This window comes from Cryobacterium suzukii (assembly GCF_004403185.1).
Classification (GTDB): domain Bacteria; phylum Actinomycetota; class Actinomycetes; order Actinomycetales; family Microbacteriaceae; genus Cryobacterium; species Cryobacterium suzukii.
The window spans coordinates 248,638-270,303 of the sequence record NZ_SOHJ01000011.1 but is presented as its reverse complement, the minus strand read 5'-3'; the positions used below and the strand labels follow the sequence as shown (position 1 = coordinate 270,303).

Annotated in this window: 19 protein-coding genes and 1 tRNA gene; 7 read left to right on the top strand and 13 right to left on the bottom strand. The window is 64.4% G+C overall.

Annotation, left to right across the window (positions count from 1 at the left end):
* Position 1 precedes the first annotated feature (1 nt).
* The 6 genes from E3T39_RS11035 to E3T39_RS11010 all read right to left on the bottom strand — a co-directional run bounded on the left by E3T39_RS11035 (position 2) and on the right by E3T39_RS11010 (position 8,360).
* Positions 2–2,125: a S9 family peptidase gene (locus E3T39_RS11035; RefSeq protein WP_134515234.1), complete on the bottom strand. Its 2,124-nt coding sequence runs from the start codon at positions 2,123–2,125 to the stop codon at positions 2–4.
* Positions 2,126–2,195: 70 nt separating this feature from the next.
* Complete coding sequence (hutI, locus tag E3T39_RS11030) at positions 2,196–3,356, bottom strand: imidazolonepropionase (RefSeq protein ID WP_134515233.1); 1,161 nt, start codon at positions 3,354–3,356, stop codon at positions 2,196–2,198.
* Positions 3,353–4,675 (bottom strand): formimidoylglutamate deiminase, encoded by a 1,323-nt coding sequence (locus tag E3T39_RS11025; RefSeq protein WP_134515231.1) that lies wholly within the window; start codon positions 4,673–4,675, stop codon positions 3,353–3,355. Before E3T39_RS11025 ends, hutI begins: the two co-directional genes overlap by 4 nt.
* Positions 4,672–5,865 carry an allantoate amidohydrolase gene (locus E3T39_RS11020; RefSeq protein ID WP_134515229.1) on the bottom strand — a complete coding sequence of 398 codons (1,194 nt, stop codon included), beginning with the start codon at positions 5,863–5,865 and terminating at the stop codon, positions 4,672–4,674. Before E3T39_RS11020 ends, E3T39_RS11025 begins: the two co-directional genes overlap by 4 nt.
* Positions 5,866–5,867: 2 nt before the next feature.
* The gene (gene hutU / locus E3T39_RS11015) at positions 5,868–7,538 is read right to left on the bottom strand and encodes a urocanate hydratase (protein WP_134515228.1); all 1,671 of its coding nucleotides are present in this window, start codon (positions 7,536–7,538) and stop codon (positions 5,868–5,870) included.
* Positions 7,539–7,586: 48 nt separating this feature from the next.
* The gene (locus E3T39_RS11010) at positions 7,587–8,360 is read right to left on the bottom strand and encodes a putative protein N(5)-glutamine methyltransferase (RefSeq protein WP_134515226.1); all 774 of its coding nucleotides are present in this window, start codon (positions 8,358–8,360) and stop codon (positions 7,587–7,589) included.
* Positions 8,361–8,444: 84 nt separating this feature from the next.
* Here E3T39_RS11010 and E3T39_RS11005 point away from each other — a divergent pair, with 84 nt between their 5' ends.
* Positions 8,445–8,717, top strand: a complete 273-nt coding sequence (locus E3T39_RS11005) for a DUF2277 domain-containing protein (protein WP_134515224.1) — start codon at positions 8,445–8,447, stop codon at positions 8,715–8,717.
* Here E3T39_RS11005 and E3T39_RS11000 read toward each other — a convergent pair.
* The 3 genes from E3T39_RS11000 to E3T39_RS10990 are packed head-to-tail and all read right to left on the bottom strand — an operon-like array spanning position 8,714 to position 10,799.
* Positions 8,714–9,151, bottom strand: a complete 438-nt coding sequence (locus tag E3T39_RS11000) for a hypothetical protein (RefSeq protein WP_134515223.1) — start codon at positions 9,149–9,151, stop codon at positions 8,714–8,716. The genes E3T39_RS11005 and E3T39_RS11000 overlap by 4 nt on opposite strands.
* Positions 9,152–9,167: 16 nt before the next feature.
* Entirely contained in the window at positions 9,168–9,662 is a 495-nt protein-coding gene (locus E3T39_RS10995; protein ID WP_134515221.1) for a hypothetical protein, read from the bottom strand.
* A gap of 39 nt (positions 9,663–9,701) precedes the next feature.
* On the bottom strand, positions 9,702–10,799 hold the full coding sequence (locus E3T39_RS10990) for a type I restriction endonuclease (RefSeq protein ID WP_134515219.1): 1,098 nt from the start codon (positions 10,797–10,799) through the stop codon (positions 9,702–9,704).
* A 242-nt stretch (positions 10,800–11,041) separates the two neighbouring features.
* On the opposite strand from E3T39_RS10990, the gene E3T39_RS10985 reads away from it, so the two are divergent.
* The 3 genes from E3T39_RS10985 to E3T39_RS10975 all read left to right on the top strand — a co-directional run bounded on the left by E3T39_RS10985 (position 11,042) and on the right by E3T39_RS10975 (position 15,072).
* A complete protein-coding gene (locus E3T39_RS10985; RefSeq protein WP_134515217.1) occupies positions 11,042–11,893 on the top strand; it encodes an alpha/beta fold hydrolase in 852 nt (283 codons plus the stop codon).
* Positions 11,894–11,996: 103 nt separating this feature from the next.
* A complete protein-coding gene (locus E3T39_RS10980) occupies positions 11,997–13,151 on the top strand; it encodes a threonine synthase (protein WP_134515215.1) in 1,155 nt (384 codons plus the stop codon).
* A gap of 304 nt (positions 13,152–13,455) precedes the next feature.
* Entirely contained in the window at positions 13,456–15,072 is a 1,617-nt protein-coding gene (locus tag E3T39_RS10975; RefSeq protein ID WP_134515213.1) for an isocitrate lyase, read from the top strand.
* Between the two features lie 62 nt (positions 15,073–15,134).
* On the opposite strand, the gene E3T39_RS10970 is transcribed toward E3T39_RS10975, so the two are convergent.
* Positions 15,135–16,655, bottom strand: coding sequence for a SulP family inorganic anion transporter (locus E3T39_RS10970; RefSeq protein WP_134515211.1), 1,521 nt, complete (start codon positions 16,653–16,655; stop codon positions 15,135–15,137).
* 227 nt (positions 16,656–16,882) lie between these two features.
* Here E3T39_RS10970 and E3T39_RS10965 point away from each other — a divergent pair, with 227 nt between their 5' ends.
* The gene (locus E3T39_RS10965) at positions 16,883–17,245 is read left to right on the top strand and encodes a MerR family transcriptional regulator (RefSeq protein WP_174845124.1); all 363 of its coding nucleotides are present in this window, start codon (positions 16,883–16,885) and stop codon (positions 17,243–17,245) included.
* Positions 17,246–17,265: 20 nt separating this feature from the next.
* Here E3T39_RS10965 and E3T39_RS10960 read toward each other — a convergent pair whose 3' ends face one another.
* The 3 genes from E3T39_RS10960 to E3T39_RS10950 all read right to left on the bottom strand — a co-directional run bounded on the left by E3T39_RS10960 (position 17,266) and on the right by E3T39_RS10950 (position 19,076).
* Positions 17,266–18,156: a DUF808 domain-containing protein gene (locus E3T39_RS10960; protein WP_134515207.1), complete on the bottom strand. Its 891-nt coding sequence runs from the start codon at positions 18,154–18,156 to the stop codon at positions 17,266–17,268.
* Between the two features lie 104 nt (positions 18,157–18,260).
* Positions 18,261–18,332, bottom strand: a tRNA-Arg gene (locus E3T39_RS10955).
* Positions 18,333–18,401: 69 nt separating this feature from the next.
* On the bottom strand, positions 18,402–19,076 hold the full coding sequence (locus E3T39_RS10950; protein WP_134515205.1) for an iron ABC transporter ATP-binding protein: 675 nt from the start codon (positions 19,074–19,076) through the stop codon (positions 18,402–18,404).
* A gap of 41 nt (positions 19,077–19,117) precedes the next feature.
* On the opposite strand from E3T39_RS10950, the gene argS reads away from it, so the two are divergent.
* Both argS and E3T39_RS10940 read left to right on the top strand, forming a co-directional pair.
* Positions 19,118–20,794 carry an arginine--tRNA ligase gene (gene argS, locus E3T39_RS10945; protein ID WP_134515203.1) on the top strand — a complete coding sequence of 559 codons (1,677 nt, stop codon included), beginning with the start codon at positions 19,118–19,120 and terminating at the stop codon, positions 20,792–20,794.
* Between the two features lie 2 nt (positions 20,795–20,796).
* A complete protein-coding gene (locus E3T39_RS10940) occupies positions 20,797–21,558 on the top strand; it encodes an LmeA family phospholipid-binding protein (RefSeq protein ID WP_134515201.1) in 762 nt (253 codons plus the stop codon).
* Positions 21,559–21,666 lie beyond the last annotated feature (108 nt).

The following is a 21,666-nucleotide window of genomic DNA, read 5'->3' as shown; positions in this document are numbered from 1 at the left end:
CCTAGTTGTCGCTCTCTGACGGATTCAGGCCGGCGGCGCCGAGCACCCAGGCGTAGTTGAAGGCGCGCTCGTGCCACGCGCTGTAGCGACCGGAGACTCCGCCGTGGCCGGCTGACATTTCGGTCTTGAGCAGGGCATCCGCTCCGACTTCCCGCAGCTTGGCCACCCATTTGGCCGGTTCGACGTAGAGAACGCGGGTATCGTTCAGGCTGGTCACGGCAAGAATCGCCGGGTAGGTGACGGCGCGCACGTTCTCGACCGGGGAGTACGACTTCATATAGGCGTACACCTCTGCATCGTGCAGGGGATCGCCCCACTCGTCCCATTCGATCACGGTTAGCGGTAGTGACGGGTCAAGAATTGAGGTGAGGGCGTCGACGAATGGAACCTCGGCGAGAATGCCGGCGAACAGTTCGGGTGCGAGGTTCGCGACGGCACCCATGAGCAGTCCACCGGCGCTGCCGCCCTCGGCGACCAGTTGGTCGGGGGTCGTGAAGCCCGCGTCGATGACGTGCCGGGCGCAACTCACGAAGTCGGTGAACGTGTTGCGCTTGGTCAGGGTTTTACCGGTTTCGTACCAGGTTCGGCCGAGTTCGCCGCCGCCGCGCACGTGCGCGATGGCGAAGATCATGCCGCGGTCGAGCAGGCTGAGCCGGGCGATTCCGAATCCGGGATCGATGCTGTGCTCGTACGATCCATAGCCGTAGAGCAACGTCGGCGCCGGGGTTCCTGGCGTGACGAGGTCGCGGCGGTAGACCAGTGAAATCGGAACACGGGTGCCGTCTTCGGCGGTCGCCCACTCTCGGCGCTGTTCGTACAGCGTGGGGTCATAGCCGCCGAGCACCGGCTGCTGCTTAAGCAGGCGGCGCTCGCCGGTAGCCACGACGAGATCGTACACCGTTGACGGGGTGACGAAGCTGGTGAAGCCGAATCGAATGGTCGGCTGCGTCCACTCCGGGTTGCCGGCCGAGCCGACGGCGAACAACGGCTCGTCGAAGTCGAGCTCGGTCAGTCCGCTCGCGTCGTGCCGGTCGATGGCGAGGCGGGTGAGGCCGTCCCTGCGGTACTCCACGACGAGAAAGTCAGAGAAGGCGTCGACGCTTTCGAGGCGGATCTGCGGGTCGTGCGGCAGCAGCATCCGCTTCTCGCCCTGTGGATCTTGGGCTGCGACGCTGACCAGCTCGAAATTGACCGCGCCGCCGCCGTTGTGCACGATCAGCAGACGGTCTTCACCGTCGATGATGGCGTGCTCAACATCGTATTCGGTGTTGTCGTGCCGGGGCCAGACCACGGTGAAGTCACCGGTGGGATCGCTCGCATCGAGCAGCCAGGATTCGGTGGTGACGCTCGAGCCGGCCTCGATCATGAGGAATTTGCGGCTGCGAGTGATGCCGACGCCGACCCAGAACCGTTCATCGGGTTCGTGAAAGATGCTGGTGTCGGTGTCTCGTGCGGCGCCGATTTCGTGCCGCCAGACGGTGTCGGGGCGCCAGGCGTCGTCGACGGTGGTGTAGAAGAGGTAGCGCCCACTCGGGTCGAACAGGGCGCCGGCGCTCGTGTTCGGGATAATGTCTGGCAGGTTCTCGCCGGTCGCGATGGTGCGTACCCGGATCGTATAGCGTTCGTCGCCCTCTATATCGACGGCGTAGAGCAGTTGGGTGCCGTCGTCGCTGAGGTCGAAGCTGCCGAGCGAGAAGAATTCGTGGCCTTCGGCTTCGACGTTGTCATCGAGCAGGATCTGCTCGCCGGCCAGGCCGATCTGGTCCCCGCTGATGAGGGGCGCAGCCCAGTCGTCCTGGCTGCTGATCGGCGCGCGACAGTGGATGCCGTACTCCCGGCCCTCGACCGTGCGGGTGTAGTACCAGTAGTTTCCACGGCGCACCGGAACACTCAGGTCGGTCTCCTGGGTGCGGGATTTGATCTCGTCGAAAATCCGCTGACGGAGCGGTTCCTGGTTCTGGGTGCGGGCCGTCGTATAGCTGTTCTCAGCTTCGAGGTGCGCGATGACCGCGGGGCTGTCCTTGTCGCGCAGCCACTCGTAATCGTCGATATAGACGTCGCCGTGGTGCTCGCGGCGCTGCGGCTTCTTGTTTGCCAGGGGAGGTGTGATCGGGCCAGAGGTCATCCCCCCAGCGTAGTTTGCGCAGCTGAATTAGCTGGCGATGAGCTGGTACGACTCCAGGACGGCGATGCCGTCAGGATTCAATGCGCGCGCCCTCTCGCCACACTCCAGCGGTCAGGGGAACCCCCGGCCGGTAGGCCAGGTGCGAAATCGACGGTGCATTCAGAACCTGCAAGTCGGCGCGGCCGCCTACAAACAGGGAGCCGATGGCATCCGCTCCCTCGTCGCGGCCCAGCGACCGGGCTGCCCCACGGGTCGCCGCCCAGACGGCTTCGCCGACGGTCAGACCCATTTGCAGCACGGCGGTCGCGACGCAAAATGGCATCGACGTCGTGTACGAGGTGCCCGGATTGCAGTTCGTCGCCAGGGCGATGGTCACACCGGCGTCGAGCAGCCGTCGGGCCGGGGGAAACGGTTGTCGGGTCGACAGATCGCAGGCCGGCAACAGAGTAGCGACCGTGTTTGAGGCAGCCAAAGCGTCGATGTCGGCCGGATCCAGATAGTTGCAGTGGTCGACGCTGTGAGCGCCGAGGTCGGCGGCAAGGCGCACACCACCGCTGAAGCCGAGCTGATTGCCATGCACGCGCAAGCCCAAACCGGCAGCGCGGCCGGCGATCAGTACCTCGCGGGTCTCCTCGACGTCGAATGCGCCCTGCTCGCAAAACGCGTCGATGAACTGTACATAGGGACGCACGGCAGCCAGCATCGGCCCGGTCACGAGATCGAGGTAGTCGCGACGATCAACGCCGACTGGCACGAGGTGGGCCCCGAGAAAGGTCACCACATCGGCTACCTGAGCGGCGGCCCGCGCCGAACGCTCCTCGCTCGCTACATCGAGTCCATAGCCGGTCTTCGTCTCGAGAAATGTGGTGCCCTGCGCTTCGGCTTCGTTGCGCAGCCGCCGCGCGGTGGCTACGAGCTGCTCCTCGGTCGCAGCACGCGTCGCTCTGACGGTGGTCTGGATGCCGCCGGCAGCATAAGCCTGACCGGCCATCCGGGCTTCGAACTCGGCGGATCGGTCGCCGCCGAATACGAGATGGGTGTGGGCGTCGACCCAGCCGGGCAGAACGGCGCGGCCGCCGACATCCGTTTGATGATCTGCGGCGGGCGCCTGGGCGGCGGTACCGATCCAGAGGATCCGGCCGTCGCCGATCACGAGCGCCATATTGTGCGCCCGTTCGCCGGAATCATCGTTCGTGGTGAGTTCCGCGATGCCCGTGATCAGTTCCGTCATTTGCCGAGCCTAGCGAGGGCGTCGGCCATGAGCGCGGCCGCACGCTCACCGCTAACGAGCTGGCCGTCTGTGGCCGCTAATCGCCCCCCGACAATGACGCGCAGCACATCCGCAGCTGTCGCCGTGAGCGGAAGCTGAGCCGGCGCCGAGCCGATCGTGCGCACGCCGACCGTACTCACCTCGACGAGATCGCACGGATCGCCCACCTGCAGCCGGTGACGTCCGAGCCCCAGTGCGGCATAGCCCGCGGTCGATGCTGCGTGGAGCAACTCGGCGGGGGCAAAACGTCCGCGTTTTTGTGAGGCGAGCCGTTCACCCATTTCCAGGCCCCGCATCTCGAGAAATGGGTCGATGACCGCGTTCTGATCGGAACCGAGCGCGATCGGCGAACCCACAGTGGCCAAAGCCAACGCCGGCCCGATGCCGTCGCCGAGATCCGCCTCGGTAGTGGGGCACATCACGACGGTCACTCCCGCGTCGCCGAGCAGGGTACGGTCGTCATCGCTCAGGTGCGTCGCGTGAACCACGCTCAGTCGTGGTTCAAGAGCGCCCAGCGAATAGAGCAGGCCCGTCGGCGTCACGCCATATGCGGCGAGGCAATCCGCGTTCTCCTGCGGCTGCTCCGACAGGTGAATGTGCAGGGGAATCTCCGGCGGCAGCCCGTCGAGCACCTCGCGGATCGCGTCGGGCGTCACGGCGCGCACCGAGTGCAGGGCGGCCCCGAGCGTCACGAGACCGTCGCCATCGAGAGCAGATCGCAGCGACCGCCACCGGGTCAGCCAGGCGGCAGCGCTGCCGTCGCCAAACGCCCGCTGCTCCGCTGCCAGGTCGAGGCCAATACCGCCCTGCAAATACACAGTGTCGAGCAGCACCAAACGGATGCCGACGGATCGCGCCGCCGAAGCGAGCGCCAATTCCATGGCGTGCTCGGTCTCATACGGAGCGCCATCCGACCGGTGATGCACATAGTGAAACTCGCCGACGGCGGTATAGCCGCTCACGAGCATCTCGGCGAACACCGCCGTCGCCAGGTCCTGGTACTTCGACGGGTCGAGCTGCGCGGCGACCCGGTACATCCGCTCGCGCCAGCTCCAGAAATCACCGCCCTCCCCGTGCGTCTGACCGCGCAACGCCCGGTGGAAGACGTGGGAGTGCGCATTGCCCAAGCCGGGCACAACCATTCCCAAGCGGATGTCCGTAGCCTCCGCCGCGACGCCGGACCGAACCCGTGCGATGCGACCAGCCGTATCGACCTCCAGCCGAACATCAACGAGAGCGACCCCGTCGATCAGCAGGGTCTCACACCAGAAGCTGCTCACAGCAAGTCCCTCAGAACGAGTTCCAGGGCGTCAATGCCGGCTACGCAGTCCGCGACCTCGGCGAATTCTTCGGGCGCGTGCGAGATGCCGGTCGGGTTTCGCACGAACAGCATCGCGCTCGGCACCTGGGCGGCGAGCACGCCGGCGTCGTGGCCGGCGCCAGTGGGCAACTGCGGCACCTGCCCGAGCACCGCGGCGAACCTCGCTCGCAGCCCCGGGTTGAACTGAACGGCGCCCGCCCACGATTCCTCGGTGAGGGTGATGAAGCATCCGTTTTGTTCAGCTGCCTGCTGGGCGCGGGCTTGAATGTCGGCCACGAGCACGCGGGTTTCAGCGTCGGTCTCGGCGCGAGCATCGAGCCAGGCGTGCACCCGGCTCGCGATGACGTTAGTGCCGCCCGGAATGGCCTCGATGCGGCCAATCGTCGCGCGGGCACCGGTGTGTTGCCTCGCGGCGGCCTGCACGGCGACGATCGCCTGGGCCGTCGCGACCATTGGATCGCGGCGCTCATCCATGGTGGTCGCGCCGGCGTGATTGCCCTGGCCGGTAACGGTCAGTCGCCAGCGACCGTGGGCCAGAATCGACGACGCCACAGCCACCGGCTGGCCGAGATCGATCAGGCCGCGCCCCTGCTCGACGTGCAGTTCGATGAACAGCCCGATGCGGGCGAGTGTAACGCGGTCGACGCCGAGGTGGGCCGGGTCAACGCCGACCTGCCGGGCAGCGTCGGCGAGCGTCACGCCGTCACGGTCGGTGAGCGCGCGCGCCCGATCGGCGTCGATCGCACCGGCCAGCAGCCTCGAGCCGAGGCAGGCTATACCGAAGCGTGAACCTTCTTCTTCGGCGAACACGAGCACAGCGCACGGCCGGGTCGGAACAAAGCCGCTCGCCTGAAGCCGCGCGATGGCGTCAAGCGAGGAGACCACGCCGAGCGGCCCGTCGTAGGCGCCGCCGCCGGGAACGGAGTCGAGGTGACTCCCGATGACGACGGCATCCGCTCCGGGGCTGCCCCACCACGCCCACAGATTGCCATTGCGGTCGGTTTCGACCTCGAGTCCGAGACGTTCGGCGCGCTCGACGAACCAGGAGCGCAGCTCGAGGTCGGCGCCCTGCCAGAGGTGGCGTGAGTAGCCGCCGCGACGGGAATCGCGGCCGACATCCGCGATCTCGGCGAGGCCTCCGAGCAGCATTCCTACTCTTCCCACATGGGCACGCGCAGCCCGCGCTCGCGGGCCACCTCTTCGGCCCGCTCGTAGCCAGCATCGACGTGCCGCATGACCCCGGTGCCCGGGTCGTTGGTGAGCACGCGTTCGATCTTTTCGGCGGCCAGTGCGGTGCCGTCGGCGACGATGACCTGACCGGCGTGGATGCTGCGGCCGATTCCGACGCCACCGCCGTGGTGAATCGACACCCAGGTCGCGCCGGAGGCGGTGTTCAGCAGCGCGTTCAGCAGCGGCCAGTCGGCGATCGCGTCGGAGCCGTCTTTCATGTCCTCGGTCTCGCGGTAGGGCGAGGCAACAGAGCCGGAGTCGAGGTGGTCGCGGCCGATCACAATGGGCGCGCTGAGCTCGCCGGAGGCGACCATTTCGTTGAACTTGAGCCCGGCCAGGTGCCGTTCCTGGTAGCCGAGCCAGCAAATTCGGGCCGGCAGCCCTTCGAACTGCACCTTCTCTTCGGCCTTGGTGATCCACCGGTGCAGCTGTGTGTCGTGCGGAAACAGTTCCAGAATGGCCTTGTCGGTAGCCAGAATGTCGGCCGGGTCGCCCGAGAGCGCCACCCAGCGGAACGGGCCCTTACCCTCGGCGAACAGCGGGCGAATATAGGCGGGCACAAACCCGGGAAACTCGAATGCCCGCTCGTAGCCGCCGAGCTTCGCCTCGGCGCGAATGGAGTTGCCGTAGTCGAAGACCTCGGCACCAGCATCCTGAAATTCGACCATGGCTTGCACCTGTTTGGCCATCGCTGCGCGGGCACGCAAGGTGAACTCCTCCGGGTTCTCAGCCGCATAGGCGTGCCACTGTTCGACGCTGACACCCTCGGGCAGATAGGAGAGCGGATCGTGCGCGCTGGTCTGGTCGGTGACGATATCAATCGGCACCCTGCGGGCCAGCAGCTCGGCAAACACGGTCGCAGCATTACCGACCAGGCCCACCGAGAGGGCACGGCGTTCCGACTTGGCTGCCAGCACCCGGGCGACCGCATCATCGATGTCGTCGGTCATCTCGTCGAGATAGCCGTGGTCGACCCGGCGCTGCAGCCGTGCCGGGTCAACGTCGACAATGAGCACGACACCGTCATTCATCGTGACGGCGAGCGGCTGCGCGCCTCCCATGCCGCCCGCGCCGCCGGTCAACGTGAGGGTGCCGGCCAGGGTGCCGTTGAATCGTTTCGTGGCGACGGCGCCGAAGGTCTCGTAGGTGCCCTGCAGAATGCCCTGGGTACCGATGTAGATCCACGATCCGGCGGTCATCTGCCCGTACATGGTCAGCCCGAGGTGCTCGAGGCGACGAAACTCGGGCCAGGTAGCCCAATCGCCGACGAGATTGGAGTTGGCGATCAGCACGCGCGGCGCCCATTCGTGAGTGCGAAACACGCCGACCGGTTTGCCCGACTGCACGAGCAGGGTTTCGTCTTTCTCCAGCGTTTCGAGGGTGCGTACGATCGCGTCGAAGCACTCCCAGTTGCGGGCGGCTTTGCCGGTGCCGCCGTAGACCACGAGGTCGTCGGGGCGCTCGGCAACCTCCGGGTCGAGGTTGTTCATGAGCATGCGCAGCGGCCCCTCGGTCTGCCAGCTCTTCGCGCTCAGTTCGGTGCCGCGGGCGGCGCGAACGGGGCGTGCGGTGTGAGTGGTGCTGGTCGTCATGCGTATCTCCCTCGATTACAGACTTACCCGATCACTGAGGTTATCCGCTCACGACAGCGGCAGGCCGATCACCACCGTCGAGTCCAGATCCTCGTTCCGCAGAATGCGGGGGAGCAGACCGCTCCCGGCGAGGATCTCGGCCGTCTGCGGGGCTTGGCGCTGCCCAGTTTCGATGAGCAGACATCCGCTTGGCGACAGCCACGGTGAGGCGGCGGCGGCAATGCGCCGCTGAACGTCGAGACCATCATCGCCGCCATCGGCCGATGCGCGCGGCTCGTAGGCGCGGGCTTCCATCGGCATCAGCATGATCTCATTGGTCGGCACGTATGGCGCGTTCGCCACGATGATGTCGACCCGACCCACGAGTGCCGCGGGCAGCGGCGCGAAAAGGTCTCCCTCGAACACCTCCCCGCGGTTTGCCACGTTGCGGCGGGCACAGGCAACCGCCGTCGGGTCGATATCGACGGCATACAGCCGGGCGCCGGGCAATGCAGTGGCCAGCGCCGTGGCCACCGCGCCCGATCCGCAGCACAGATCCACAATGACCGCCCCCGGTGGGCAGAGTGCCAGTGCCTGTGTGACCAGGAACTCGGTGCGCCGTCGCGGCACGAACACACCCGGATCGAGCAAAATATGCAGGCCGTAGAACTCGGCCCAACCGAGAACCTGCTCGAGCGGTAGTCCCGCGACGCGCCGGTTGACCATGGCGTTGAGCTGCGTTGGCGACTGCTTGACCGCCAGGAGCAGCTCGGCCTCCTCCTCCGCGAAGACACAACCGGCGGCGCGCAGCCGGGCGATCAGGTCGGCGGTGGGGGCTGGCATGGACGTCTCCTGTCGAAGCCGGCTGAGCTAGGCATACTACGCCCGGGTCTTGAAGGGTGCGCAAGCCTTGATTACCCTGAAGGCATGTGCCGAAACATTCACGTCTTGAGTAATTTCGAACCCGCAGCGACCGACGACGAGGTGTACGCGGCCGCGTTGCAATACGTGCGCAAGATCAGTGGGTCGACGCATCCGTCGAAGGCCAATGAAGAAGCCTTCGACCGCGCGGTGCACGAAATCACTCACATCTCCCAGCACCTGCTCGAAGACCTCGTGAGCGTCGCACCGCCCAAAAACCGGGAGGTCGAGGCGGAGAAGGCCAAGGCGCGCTCGCAGAAGCGGTTCGCTGCGGCTTAGCGGCTTAGCCGTTCCGCATAGAGCACCATGGCGGCCGCCACGACGGTGGCCGCCGCACCGAACGCCAGACCGAATGCAATGGTGATGCCGGCATACACTTCGTCGTCCATCAGCGCGAGCACAGCCGCGATGGCCACAGACAGCAACACCACACCGCCCATCGCGCCAAATGCGGCTACGGTGACGCGCAGACGCCGCGATTTAGCCAGGTGCCGATCGGCGATCGCCACTGCGGCGAGCCCGCCCAGCAGTGCGACAGCCCCGATGACGAGGCCAATCACCCCGTAATTCGCCATCGAACGCACGACGAACCAGAACCTAAATTCGGTTTCTCCGCTGCCTGCGTTGGTCATCACGACCGCCAGGCCCGCCGCGAGGAGAAACCCCACGAACGGTGCAAACACCGCGATGCGCCAGTAACGCCGAATAACCATGTGCTCACCCTACGTTCTAGAAGTCCACCCAGGCACTGGGCAGTGGATGCTCGACTCGTTCCGGGCCGGTGCGTTCGCGTCGCTCGGCCCAGCAGACCAGAACCGCGGCCACGATGCCCGCCACGATAGCGAGTACCACGCTGAAAAGGAGAAGCAGGTAGGACCAACTGTCGTCTCCGGTCGTCTCCTGCACAATCGCCAACACGATCCCCACAATCATCACGCCGCCGGCCGCACCGAGAGCGGTCAGGACCGTGCGAGTGTCCGATGATTTCGTGAGGTGCCGGTCGAGGCAGCCGACCAGAACGAAGCCGCCGATCAGCGCGGCAATGCTAACGGCCAAACCGAGGGCGCCGTAGGCCAGAATCGCGGGCACGACGTCTCCGATGGTCTGACCGGTTCGCGTGTGGGGATTTCCGCCCATGGCCATCACCCCGAACACACCCGCCCCCAGGAGAAACCCGATTACCGGCGCGATGAGCATGATGCGCCAGTACCGGTGAATCATCATGGCTCCCAACCTATGTCGCTTGGCATGGCCTCAAACTATTTAGTCCTGGTAACTCTTAATCGTTTCGCGGATGTTCTTCGCGAACAGGTAGATCTCGTCAAGAGTGTCAATGGGGTGGCGAGTCTCGACCTTGTCGGCGTCGAAGACTCCGAGATACTTCTGCTTCCGTCCATTGAAATGAAGTCGCGCGACCGGCTTGCGATTGTTGTCATCGAGAAGTACGGCGAAATAGGATTTCGAATCTCTATGCATGACTCGCTGGGGTTTCACTTCGCTGCAGGCAATCGCTTTGACGATTTGATACCCCTCTAGTTCTTCGAGGGTCGTCTCGATCTCGGTGTCTCTGGCGAGATCGATCTCAACTATGTCTTGGCTGTTGATGACATCGCCGCCCACTTCTGACGCTGCACCGGAGAAATTCGAGCCGCCCAGCGCTGTTTTCAATCGGTCATTAACCTGATCGTTCAGAAACTGCTTTGTCGATTTCGTCACCAAAGACGTAAATTGCTCACGGATCTTCTGCGTAAAAGCACCGTCATAAACTCGAGTCGTGAAGAATCGAATCCAGTCATCTTCAGGCTCAGTGAATTGGGCCGCGATGGTGCGCTTTATCTGACCGATGTACTTGAGCTCCTCAGCCGAGTTGATGATGGAGTCGAGGTCAAAGACATCCTTGGTCAGCTTCCTCAGTTCCGGAATCAGTGTTTCGTCGATGTCCATCAAATCGAGAACCAAAAACGGCTTTTCATCCATACGATTTGGTGCGTCCAAGTCCGTGTAGAACTGGTAAATTTCGCCATTTGTGAGAACGGCGATGCGCGCATTGGTGACTGCGAAGTAGCGGAACAATTGTGAGGCGTGTTCAATCTTCAACGCTTCTGTTGACTTCTTGCATTCGACGAGGATCTGGACTTCACCGTCGCGCATGATCGCATAGTCGACCTTTTCGCCTTTTTTCACCCCGACATCAGCGGTGAATTCGGGAACGACTTCCAACGGATTGAAAACGTCGTAGCCCAAGATGGTCGAGATGAAGGGCATGATAAACGCGTTTTTGGTGGCTTCTTCAGTCTGAATTGCTTCTCGCTGGTTTCGTACTTTGAGAGCTAACGCCCTTATTAGTTCTGCAAATTCCATAGTTCCCCCGATTAGTGATTTTCTACCTTCGACCTTATCGGCACAACCGAGGTCATTAGACGTGCTCTGGTGCGAGTCGGTGCAGCGGGTTCGATCCGTTCGTCCCTGAACCGACCATGACTTTCGCAACAGAATTCAAGCCACTGTCGTGGTGGAGCACGGTGTGCATCCCGCTCCCGTGGACGCAGCATTCGCTTTTTTGGTTACCCCGTTGCGGCGCCCGAGCGGCCTAGTCTGGTCACATGGTTTCCCCGCGCGATTTGCTCCTGGCCGACGGACGCACGCTGCGAGTGCACGACAGCGCCGATGCTCACACTCCAGCGGATGCCTTCACAGTGCTCTGGCATCACGGCTCGCCCCAGACCGGGGCACTGCTCGAGCCGTTGGTGGTGGCGGCGGCCGCGCGGGGCATCCGTCTGTTGGCGTATGGGAGGCCCAGCTACGGCGGATCGACCGGGCAACGCGGGCGCACCGTCGCCTCGGCAGCGGACGACGTGGCGCAGTTGGCCGATCAGCTCGGCCTCGACCGATTCGCCGTGATGGGGGCGTCTGGCGGGGGACCGCACGCACTGGCCTGCGCCGCCCTGCTGCCCGAGCGAGTGTTGGCCACGGCGTGCCTGGCGAGCCTGGCCCCGCTGCAAGCCGACGGCTTCGACTGGTTCGACGGGATGGCGTCCGATGGTGAGTCGCTGCGCGCTGCGCTGCTCGGCTCGGCCGCGCGAGAAGAGTACGAGCTGACGGCCGAATTCGACTCTAAAAGTTTTGTCGACCGCGACTATGCGGCGCTGGCGGGTACCTGGGCGTCCCTGGAAAGCGATGTCGGCCTCGCTTCCGCCGCCGGAACCGAGGGCCTCGTCGATGACGACCTGGCCTTCGTTCTGCCGTGGGGTTTCAGCGTTTCCGACATCGTGACCCCCGTGCTCTACGCACAGGGTGGTCGGGATCGTGTGGTGCCGCCCGCGCACGCCACCTGGCTGCTGCAGAACACGCCAGAGGCGGAGCTGTGGCTGCGGCCTCGAGATGGGCACATCGCCGTTCTGGACGCCTCCGCGGTCGCGATGGATTGGCTGCGGGAGCACTCCGCAGATTTCTGAGGCCTTGTCGAGTCGCCGCATGCACTTTCACGCTGAAGAACAAGCAGCGGCACGACCAGTTTCAGCGCGGGAAGTTGACGGCGGGGCAAGTTAGTCTGAGGCGATGCCAGCTTTACCCGACCTTGTCTGCTCCGAGTGCGCCGCAATCTACCCGGTGGAGAGCCTGATCTGGAGATGCAGGTGCGGCGGCATCCTCGACGTGGTCGATTTCGCGCTGACGATGGATGCCGCGGCTCTGCCCGGCCGCGCCCCGTCGCTCTGGCGGTACACGGAAGCCCTGCCGATCGCGGTAGACCCTACGGTCACCCTGGGGGAGGGCTTCTCGCCCCTCGTGCCCTCCCGCGCGCTTCCTCACGTGCAGCTCAAGCTCGACTTTCTGCTGCCGACGCTTTCGTTCAAAGATCGCGGCGCAGTCGTGCTCGCTACCCTCGCCAAACGGTTGGGCGTCACAGGGGCCATGGTTGACAGCAGCGGAAACGCCGGCACGGCGATGGCCGCCTATTTCGGGCGGGCCGGCATCGGCTGCACGGTGTACGTTCCCGAATCCACCTCTCCTGGCAAGCTCGCGCAGATGCGCGCGCACGGCGCGACGGTTGAGCTGGTGCCCGGTTCGCGGGCGGACACCTCCGCGGCTGCTCTGCAGGCCGCGGGGCAAGACGGCGTGCTGTACGCGAGCCACGTCTACCACCCGTACTTTCTACACGGCGTGAAAACGTACGGCTACGAGATCTGGGAGCAGCGCGGGCGCTCGCTGCCCGAGACGGTGGTGGTTCCAGTCGGCAACGGCACGATGGTTCTCGGGTGTTACCTCGCGTTCAGCGAGCTGGTGGCCGCGGGGCTTGCCGAGCGGATGCCGCGGCTCTGCGCGGTGCAGGCATCCGCTTGTTCACCGCTCGAACAGGCCATGGCGCAGGGGTTTGACGCGCCCTCGGCCGTCCAGAACGGTGCCACGATCGCGGAGGGCATCGCCATCGCGGCGCCGCCGCGGGGAAAACAGATCCTGGCGGCCGTGCGCGCCACCGGCGGCACGATCGTTTCCGTCACCGACCGGCAGATCGCGGCCGCGCGCCAGGAACTGGCCGACGAGGGGCTCTTCGTCGAGCCGACCTCGGCGGTCTCGTTCGCCGCCGTGAGCGCCGCCGTCGACCAGACTTTTGACGCTGGCAGCCCCACCTGGGCGGTGGCGGCGAACCTGCTCACCGCCCGATCGGTGGTCGTGCCGTTGTGCGGTGCCGGCCTGAAATCGCCCGCACGATGAACGAATCCCCCCTGTGTCCCGCCTGCGGCACCGAGATGATGGCAGACGGCGTCGACACCGCTGAAGGTCTCGAATCCTGCCATCGGTGCCCACGATGCCGGCTGGTCATCCTGGTACCCGGCCTGTGGCCGGAATAGTTGAATTCCTGACGAATAACTTTTCATTTGCAGAAGAACCCCATTTCTTCTGCACACCTTTCCTGAGAAAAGCGGTTGTTCTTGCGCCAATCTGGGTTTAGCAGCCGATACCGGCCAGTTGAGTCAGTGTCCCGGCTCAGCCCAACTCATACGTCGAAGGAAATAACATGACTGTGTACCAGAAAGCCATCGAGGACATCGAAGCCCTCAAGCAGCAGGTTGGAAGCACCTGGGACGCTATCAACCCCGAGTCCGTCGCCCGCATGCGTGCCCAGAACCGGTTCAAGACCGGCCTGGAGATTGCCCAGTACACCGCAGACATCATGCGCAAGGACATGGGGGAGTACGACGCTGACTCCTCGATCTACACCCAGTCGCTCGGCGTCTGGCACGGGTTCATCGGCCAGCAGAAGATGATCTCGATCAAGAAGCACCTCAAGACCACCAACAAGCGCTACCTGTACCTGTCCGGTTGGATGGTTGCCGCGCTCCGCAGCGAATTCGGTCCGCTCCCCGACCAGTCCATGCACGAGAAGACGGCCGTACCCGCGCTCGTCGAGGAGCTCTACACCTTCCTTCGCCAGGCCGACGCCCGCGAACTCGACCTGCTCTTCACGGCTCTGGACAACGCCCGCATCGTCGGAGACGACGAGAAGATCACCCGCCTCCTGGCACAGATCGACGCCTTCGAGACCCACGTCGTACCGATCATCGCCGACATCGACGCTGGTTTCGGAAACCCCGAAGCCACCTACCTCCTGGCCAAGAAAATGATCGAGGCCGGCGCCTGCGCCATCCAGATCGAGAACCAGGTGTCGGACGAGAAGCAGTGCGGTCACCAGGACGGCAAGGTCACGGTTCCCCACGAAGACTTCATCGCCAAGATCAACGCCGTTCGGTACGCGTTCCTTGAGCTCGGCATCGAAAACGGCATCATCGTGTCCCGCACTGACTCGCTCGGTGCCGGCCTCACGCAGAAGCTCGCCGTGACCTACACGCCCGGCGACCTGGGCGACCAGTACAACTCCTACCTCGACGTGGACGAGATCACCGAGGCTGACCTCGGTAACGGCGATGTTGTCATCAAGCGTGACGGCAAGCTGCTGCGCCCGAAGCGCCTGGCCAGCAACCTGTTCCAGTTCCGCGCCGGAACCGGCGAAGCGCGCTGCGTGCTTGACAGCATCACGTCGCTGCAGAACGGTGCCGACCTGCTCTGGATCGAGACCGAGAAGCCGCACATCGGTCAGATCGCGGCCATGATGAACGAGGTTCGCAAGGCCATCCCGAACGCCAAGCTGGTCTACAACAACAGCCCGTCGTTCAACTGGACCTTGAACTTCCGTCAGCAGGCCTACGACGCACTCCTCGCCGAGGGCAAGGACGTCTCCGCTTACGACCGCGCCAAGCTCATGAGCGTCGACTACGACGAGACCGAACTGGCCCTCAACGCCGACGAGAAGATCCGTACCTTCCAGCGCGACAGCTCGAAAGAGGCTGGTATCTTCCACCACCTCATCACCCTGCCGACGTATCACACGGCCGCACTCTCAACGGATGACCTGGCCAAGGGTTACTTCGCCGACCAGGGCATGCTCGCCTACGTCAAGGGCGTGCAGCGTCGCGAAATCCGCGAGGGAATCGCCACGGTCAAGCACCAGAACATGTCCGGTTCTGACCTCGGTGACAACCACAAGGAGTACTTCGCCGGCGAAGCCGCGCTGAAGGCTGGCGGCGTCAACAACACGAGTAACCAGTTCGACGAACCGGCTCTGAGCAGCCACTGACTCCAACGGAGTGCGTAACGAAAAAGCCCCAGTCGGTTGACTGGGGCTTTTTCGTTTAGGTGCTAGTGGCCTCCGCCGAGGTTACCGGCGAGGCGGCTGTGTAGCTCGTGGCTGGCCTCGTCGAGGCCTTCGATGACGACCTGCTTATCGTGCTGCTGGTATTTGTAGGTGATGGCGTCGAGCGTGGCGACGGTCGAGGCATCCCAGATGTGCGAGGCCGAGAGGTCGATCACGATGCGGTCGGGGTCGTCGGCGTACTCGAACTGGGTCATCAGGTCGTTGCTCGAGGCGAAGAACAGCGCCCCGGTCACCGTGTAATAGGCGGTCGGCACAGGTTGGTCGAGTTCGACGGTGCGTTCGACCCGGGCGAGGTGGGCGACGCGGCGCGCGAACGCGACCATCGCCACGATCACGCCCGCGACGACACCGATGGCCAGATTGTGGGTGAGGACGATGATGACGACCGTGGCGACCATGACGGTGGTCTCGCTCTTGGGCATCCGCTTGAGAGTAGACAAGCGGATGCTGTGCCAGTCGAAGGTCAGATACGACACGATGATCATCACAGCGACCAGGGCGGCCATGGGCACGACGGCGAGCACGTCGCCGAGGCCGAGTACCAGAACGAGCAGGAAGATGCCGGCGAGGAAGGTGGAGATGCGGGTGCGTGCGCCGGAAGCCTTGACGTTGATCATGGTCTGGCCGATCATGGCGCAGCCGCCCATGCCGCCGAACAGGCCGGATAGCACGTTGGCGACGCCCTGGCCCCAGGTTTCGCGGGTCTTGTTGGAGTGGGTGTCGGTGATCTCGTCGACGAACTTCGCGGTCATAAGCGACTCAAGGATGCCGACCAGGGCCATGCCGAGGGCGTAGGGGGCGATGATGGTGAACGTCTCCCAGCTGAGCGGAATGTTCGGGAGGAACAGCGCAGGAAGGCTCTTGGGCAGCTCGCCCTGGTCGCCGATGGTGGGCACGTTGATGGCGATGGCGACGGTCGCGACGGTGAGCACGACGATCGCCACGAGTGGCGCGGGAACCACCTTGGTGATGCGGGGCATGACGACCATGATGATCAGGCCCGCTGCGACGAGTGGGTAGACCAGAAAGGGTACGCCGAGCAGCTGGGGCAGCTGTGCGCCGAAAATGAGGATGGCGAGGGCGTTGACGAAGCCGACCATGACGCTTCGGGGAATGAACCGCATGAGCTTGGCGACGCCGATCAGGCTGAGCACGATTTGAAACACGCCGGCGAGGATGACCGTTGCGATGAAGTATTCCATGCCGTAGTCGCGAGCGACGGGGGCGATGACGAGGGCGACGGCGCCGGTGGCGGCGGTGATCATGGCAGGGCGTCCACCGACGAAGGCGATGGTGACAGCCATGACGAACGAGGAGAACAGGCCGACGCGGGGGTCGACGCCGGCGATGATCGAAAAGGCGATCGCCTCGGGAATGAGGGCCATAGCCACGACGAGGCCGGCGAGGACCTCGCGGGTGAGCAGGCGGGGCGTGCGCAGAGCGGTGAGGACGGAGGGTTCCGCCCGGTAACGGTCGGGCACGGTGGATTTGTGAAGAATGGCCATGAGGCCTCCAGAAGCTGGGCCGGCTGGGCGGCCGGAATGGATAGAGAAGAGTTGGGTGGGCGCCGCGGTGCGCACCTCCACCGGTCATCGAGGACAATGGTGGGAGAGTGGGCTCACAGATGAATGTCAGCCGACTCCTGCAACACTACCCTAACGTAAGGGTTGATTGCGACTCTAGGGAAAGAGGTCTTCCGGTGACAGCAAGCGCGACAGGGTCCGCGGTCACGATGCACATCGGCGAGCTCGCGGAGAAAACCGGGCTGTCGCTGCGCACCATTCGCCACTACGACGAGGTGGGCCTGCTGAAGGCATCCGCTCGCACCGAAGGCGGATTTCGCCTGTACACGCAGGAAGACCATTCTCGGCTGATGCTGATTCGACGGATGAAGCCGCTCGGATTCTCCCTCGACGAGATGATGGCGTTGTTGAAGGTCATCGATACGATGCAGGGTGGCGTGGCCGGTGCGAACACTGCGGGTGTGCGCGCGGAGCTTGACGCGTTCGTTGCCCAGGCAATGGAGCGTCGGCAGAAACTGCAGGACCAGCTACAAATGGCGGACGAGTTCCTCGAGTTGCTGCGCACGCAATAGGCGTCCGACACTTCGCCGCTTTAGGCCATACCGGCTGGCCGCTTCCGCTTGAGCAGGCGGGATGCTGCGAGGACAATCGCAACTATGACCAGGCCCAGGATGAGCCCGAACACGGCCGACAGTGCAGTGTCGGTGACCCAGACGACGATAGGTCCGGCCGATTCAATCGCGTTCGTCACGGCGTGCAGCACGTCGTAGGGGGCGTGCCAGAACGTGTCGGCCAGGTTTGCGATCACCAGGTGGCCGCCAACCCACAGCATGGCGACCGTTCCGATGATGCCGATCACACGGAACACGGTGGGCATTGCCTGCACAATGCTGGTGCCGATGCGTCGCACCCGTTGTGCTGCGTTCTCACTCAGTGCCAGTCCGACATCGTCGATCTTGACCAGCAGGGCGACCGTGCCGTAGACGAGCACCGTCATGCCGAGGCCGATCACGACCAGAGCGGCGAGCGTCATCCAGATCCCAAAGTCGGGATCGAGACCCGCCAGCGCGATCAGCATGATCTCCGTGCTGAGGATGAGGTCGGTGCGAATAGCACCGAAGATGAGCTTCTTCTCATCCCGCTTGTCGGTGTCGTCGGCGGTGTGATGTGCGCCGAACCATTCCGTGACTTTCTCCGCACCCTCGAAACACAGGTAGGTGCCGCCGATGATCAGCAGATACGGCAACACCCACGGCGCGAATGCGGAAAGCAATAGTGCGAGCGGGATGATGATGATGAACTTGTTGAACAGACTGCCCAGGGCGATCCGCCAGACGACGTGCAGCTCGCGCGCCGGTGAGAGCCCTTGCACGTATTGCGGGGTGACGGCCGCGTCGTCGATGACAACGCCGGCGGTCTTGGCACTGGCCTTGAGGGCGGCGGTGAGTATGTCATCGACTACGGCGAGCAAGCCGACCGACATCTAGTTCTCCTCGGATTGGGGCGTCCCCTGGTGCAGGGCGACCAAGCGAGGCCGTGTGTCCGAACACCGAGGAAGAAGTCTGACCTGCGTGTCACACGACACGGTGCCCCCAGGCAGATTCGAACTGCCGCCCCTGCCTCCGGAGGGCAGTGCTCTATCCCCTGAGCTATGGGGGCCAGGGTGGTTCAAGGTTAGCATCATGGGCCGGTTGCGATGACCCATCGGGGCCGAGCCGCCGGCATCCGCTAGCCGAGGTGCGCGAGTATCACCGAGAGGAGACTCTCAGCGTCTCCGGGCTCACCGAACGCGGGGGTGCTCAGGGTGACCCAGTAGGTTCCGGTGAACACCTGGGCCTGGCCCACGCCACCGGAGTTGGTGAAGAAGCCGTCAACGGTTGGCGGGGTACCGTACGTCGGCACGGCCTGGCTGTCGGCATCCGCCTGCTGCTTGAGCGTGGTCATCAACACAGCGTTGGGCGCGACGACCGAGACCTCGATGAGTTCGCCGCTGGTCTGGTTCGACCAGCCGCAGGTCAGCCCGTTGTAGGTCGCGGCGGTTTCGGCCAGACCGTCAGCGGTGGGCGAGTAATCCGGGGCGGTGCCGTAGTTCGGGTTGAAATCGTAGACATCCTGCAGGGTGAGCAGGTCGCCACAGATCTGCGCAATTGGAGAACCGGTCGCTTCCGGTGTCGGGGTTGGAGACGACGACGGTTCAGCGCGCGTCGTCGGGTCAGCGGATGCCCCGCTCGTCGCGGCCGCGGATTGCGTTGGCGTCGGTTCGTCTGCTGCGCTGCAGCCGGCCAAAAGGAGGGCGAGCAGTGCTCCGCCCGCGAGCATCAGCCCGGCACGTCGGCGCGTGGCAGCTCCGTCGGAGGATGTAGCGGTACGAACAGAAAGGGGGTAGACGCGGGTATCAGTCACGCGTTGACCTTACCAACAGGAGGGGCCGGTACGATTGTTCAGTGACTCCTGCCGAACTCTCCCAGTCCCTTTTCAACCTCATCCAGGGCGTCAGTGAACGCCGACGCGAGGCTGACACGGCAGGGGTAGACCTTGGACTCACCCTCGCCGACGTCGCTGTCGAACGCCCGCGCAACCGCGACCACGGCGACTGGGCCTCGAGCATCGCGCTGAAGATCGCCAAACCCCTCGGCGCCAACCCGCGTGAAATCGCGGCCGAACTGGCCGCTGGTCTCGAACAGCTGGAAGACGTCTCATCCGTTGAAATCGCCGGCCCCGGCTTCATCAACATTCGCCTCGAAGCTGCGGCCGCCGGCGCGCTCGCCAAGACCATCGTCGACCAGGGCGCTGTCTACGGCACCGGCCACCTGTATGACGGTCTCAAAATCAACCTCGAATTCGTGTCGGCCAACCCCACCGGCCCGATCCACATGGGCGGAGTGCGCTGGGCCGCGGTCGGCGACAGCCTGGCCCGCGTGCTGGCGGCTGAGGGCGCCGACGTGACCCGCGAGTACTACTTCAACGACCACGGTTCGCAGATCGACCGCTTCGCCCGCAGCGTGCTCGCCAGTTACCTCGGCGAACCCACCCCCGAAGACGGCTACGGTGGAGCGTACATCGGCGACATCGCCGCCAACGTGCTCGCCAAGTACGACGGCGACGTCGCCGCCCTGCCGCGCGCGGAACAACAAGAGGTGTTTCGCTCGATCGGCGTCGACCTCATGTTCACCGAGATCAAAGACAAACTGCACGGCTTCGGCGTCGACTTCGACGTGTACTTTCACGAGGATTCGCTGCACGAATCCGGCGCCGTCAACCGCGCCATCGATCGCTTGCGCGAACAGGGCCACATCTTCGAAGCGGATGGCGCGATCTGGCTGCGCACGACCACATTCGGTGATGATCGTGACCGGGTGATCATCCGTTCGAATGGCGAGCCCGCCTATATCTCGGGCGACCTCGGGTACTACCTCGACAAGCGCGAGCGCGGATTCGACCAGTGCCTGATCATGCTCGGCGCCGACCACCACGGCTATGTCGGCCGCATGATGGCCATGGTGTCGGCGTTCGGTGATGAGCCCGGCGTGAACCTGCAGATTCTGATCGGTCAGATGGTCAACCTGCTCAAGGACGGCGAACCGGTGCGCATGAGTAAGCGGGCCGGCACCATCGTCACCCTTGACGACCTCGTCGACGCCGTCGGGGTCGACGCCGGCCGCTACGCGCTGGTGCGCTCGAACAGCGACTCGCAGCTCGACATCGACCTCGACCTGCTCGGCAAACGCACCAACGACAATCCCGTCTTCTACGTGCAGTACGCCCACGCACGCACCTGCTCGGTCGCCCGCAACGCTGCCGCCAGCGGCGTCGAACGTACCGTCTTCGCCCCCGAACTGCTCGTGCACGACAGCGAATCCGCACTGCTCGGCGTACTGCAGGAATTTCCCCGCGTTGTCGCGCAGGCCGCTGAACTGCGGGAGCCCCACCGAGTGGCCCGCTACATCGAAGAGGTCGCCGGCTACTACCACCGCTGGTACGACAACTGCCGCGTCATTCCGCTCGGTGAAGAACCGGTCACTGACCTGCACCGCACCCGTCTGTGGCTGAACGACGCCACCGGCCAGGTGATTCGCAACGGTTTGGGCCTGCTCGGCGTCACCGCCCCGGAGCGCATGTAATCATGGCCAAAACCAAACGTCGCGGCCTCGTTCCGCTGATCATCGTCGGCGTGCTCGCCGCACTGCTTGTCGTTGCCTATTTTCTCATCGACAGCGGCGTGCGTGCGTTCGCGCAGGACCGTGCCGAAACCGAAATCAGCAATCGGATGCCCGCATCCGTGACCGGCGACATCACCGTGGCCATCGGCGGCACCTCCGTCATTGCGCAGTTCATCGGCGGTAGCTTCGACCAGATTGAACTCACCGCGCCGAACCTGACGGTCGACGGCGTGCCAGCCTCCGTTTACGTCATCGCCCGTGACGTGTCGACCAACACGGCCAAGGCCATCGGCTCCCTGAGCGCCACGCTCGACCTCGATCAGGCCGCGCTCAATCAACTGGTTCAGGCCTCCGGCACCGCTCCCGCCGACGCTGTGATGACCCTCGGCGACGGCACGGTGGCGTATACCGGCACCGTGAAGTTGTTCGAGTTCAATGTGGGCTATAGCGCGACGGCCACGGCAAGCGCCGCGGGAGACACGCTGAACTTCAGCCCCACCGAAGCCACCGTGACGAGCGGCGTCGGCGACATTGACGCAACCCCCCTCGTCAATCTGATCCTGCAGCAGGCACCGATCGGGGTCTGCGTTGCAAGTTATCTGCCCGAGGGAATAGATCTGAGTGGCGTCGTTATTTCGCCAGAGCGGGCACACGTTACGCTGGAGTCGAGCACTCTTATGCTCACCGCGCAGTCGCTGACCACCCTCGGCAGCTGCGCCGGCTAATTAGAACGCCACTATCTGCGGCGGTAGAATACGGCCAGGCACGCCCGTTCCCTCGGGCTACCCATTTTCCGGCTTCAGGGACCAATCCGGGTTCGCTCGCTGAGATTC

What these genes read in the sequence shown, in the direction of transcription:
- E3T39_RS11035 (WP_134515234.1), bottom strand. Translation starts at nt 2,125, where the DNA reads ATGACCTCTGGCCCGATCACACCTCCCCTGGCAAACAAGAAGCCGCAG.
- hutI (WP_134515233.1), bottom strand. Translation starts at nt 3,356, where the DNA reads ATGACGGAACTGATCACGGGCATCGCGGAACTCACCACGAACGATGAT.
- E3T39_RS11020 (WP_134515229.1), bottom strand. Translation starts at nt 5,865, where the DNA reads ATGCTGCTCGGAGGCCTCGCCGAGATCGCGGATGTCGGCCGCGATTCC.
- hutU (WP_134515228.1), bottom strand. Translation starts at nt 7,538, where the DNA reads ATGACGACCAGCACCACTCACACCGCACGCCCCGTTCGCGCCGCCCGC.
- E3T39_RS11010 (WP_134515226.1), bottom strand. Translation starts at nt 8,360, where the DNA reads ATGCCAGCCCCCACCGCCGACCTGATCGCCCGGCTGCGCGCCGCCGGT.
- E3T39_RS11005 (WP_134515224.1), top strand. Translation starts at nt 8,445, where the DNA reads ATGTGCCGAAACATTCACGTCTTGAGTAATTTCGAACCCGCAGCGACC.
- E3T39_RS11000 (WP_134515223.1), bottom strand. Translation starts at nt 9,151, where the DNA reads ATGGTTATTCGGCGTTACTGGCGCATCGCGGTGTTTGCACCGTTCGTG.
- E3T39_RS10995 (WP_134515221.1), bottom strand. Translation starts at nt 9,662, where the DNA reads ATGATGATTCACCGGTACTGGCGCATCATGCTCATCGCGCCGGTAATC.
- E3T39_RS10990 (WP_134515219.1), bottom strand. Translation starts at nt 10,799, where the DNA reads ATGGAATTTGCAGAACTAATAAGGGCGTTAGCTCTCAAAGTACGAAAC.
- E3T39_RS10985 (WP_134515217.1), top strand. Translation starts at nt 11,042, where the DNA reads ATGGTTTCCCCGCGCGATTTGCTCCTGGCCGACGGACGCACGCTGCGA.
- E3T39_RS10980 (WP_134515215.1), top strand. Translation starts at nt 11,997, where the DNA reads ATGCCAGCTTTACCCGACCTTGTCTGCTCCGAGTGCGCCGCAATCTAC.
- E3T39_RS10975 (WP_134515213.1), top strand. Translation starts at nt 13,456, where the DNA reads ATGACTGTGTACCAGAAAGCCATCGAGGACATCGAAGCCCTCAAGCAG.
- E3T39_RS10970 (WP_134515211.1), bottom strand. Translation starts at nt 16,655, where the DNA reads ATGGCCATTCTTCACAAATCCACCGTGCCCGACCGTTACCGGGCGGAA.
- E3T39_RS10965 (WP_174845124.1), top strand. Translation starts at nt 16,883, where the DNA reads ATGCACATCGGCGAGCTCGCGGAGAAAACCGGGCTGTCGCTGCGCACC.
- E3T39_RS10960 (WP_134515207.1), bottom strand. Translation starts at nt 18,156, where the DNA reads ATGTCGGTCGGCTTGCTCGCCGTAGTCGATGACATACTCACCGCCGCC.
- E3T39_RS10940 (WP_134515201.1), top strand. Translation starts at nt 20,797, where the DNA reads ATGGCCAAAACCAAACGTCGCGGCCTCGTTCCGCTGATCATCGTCGGC.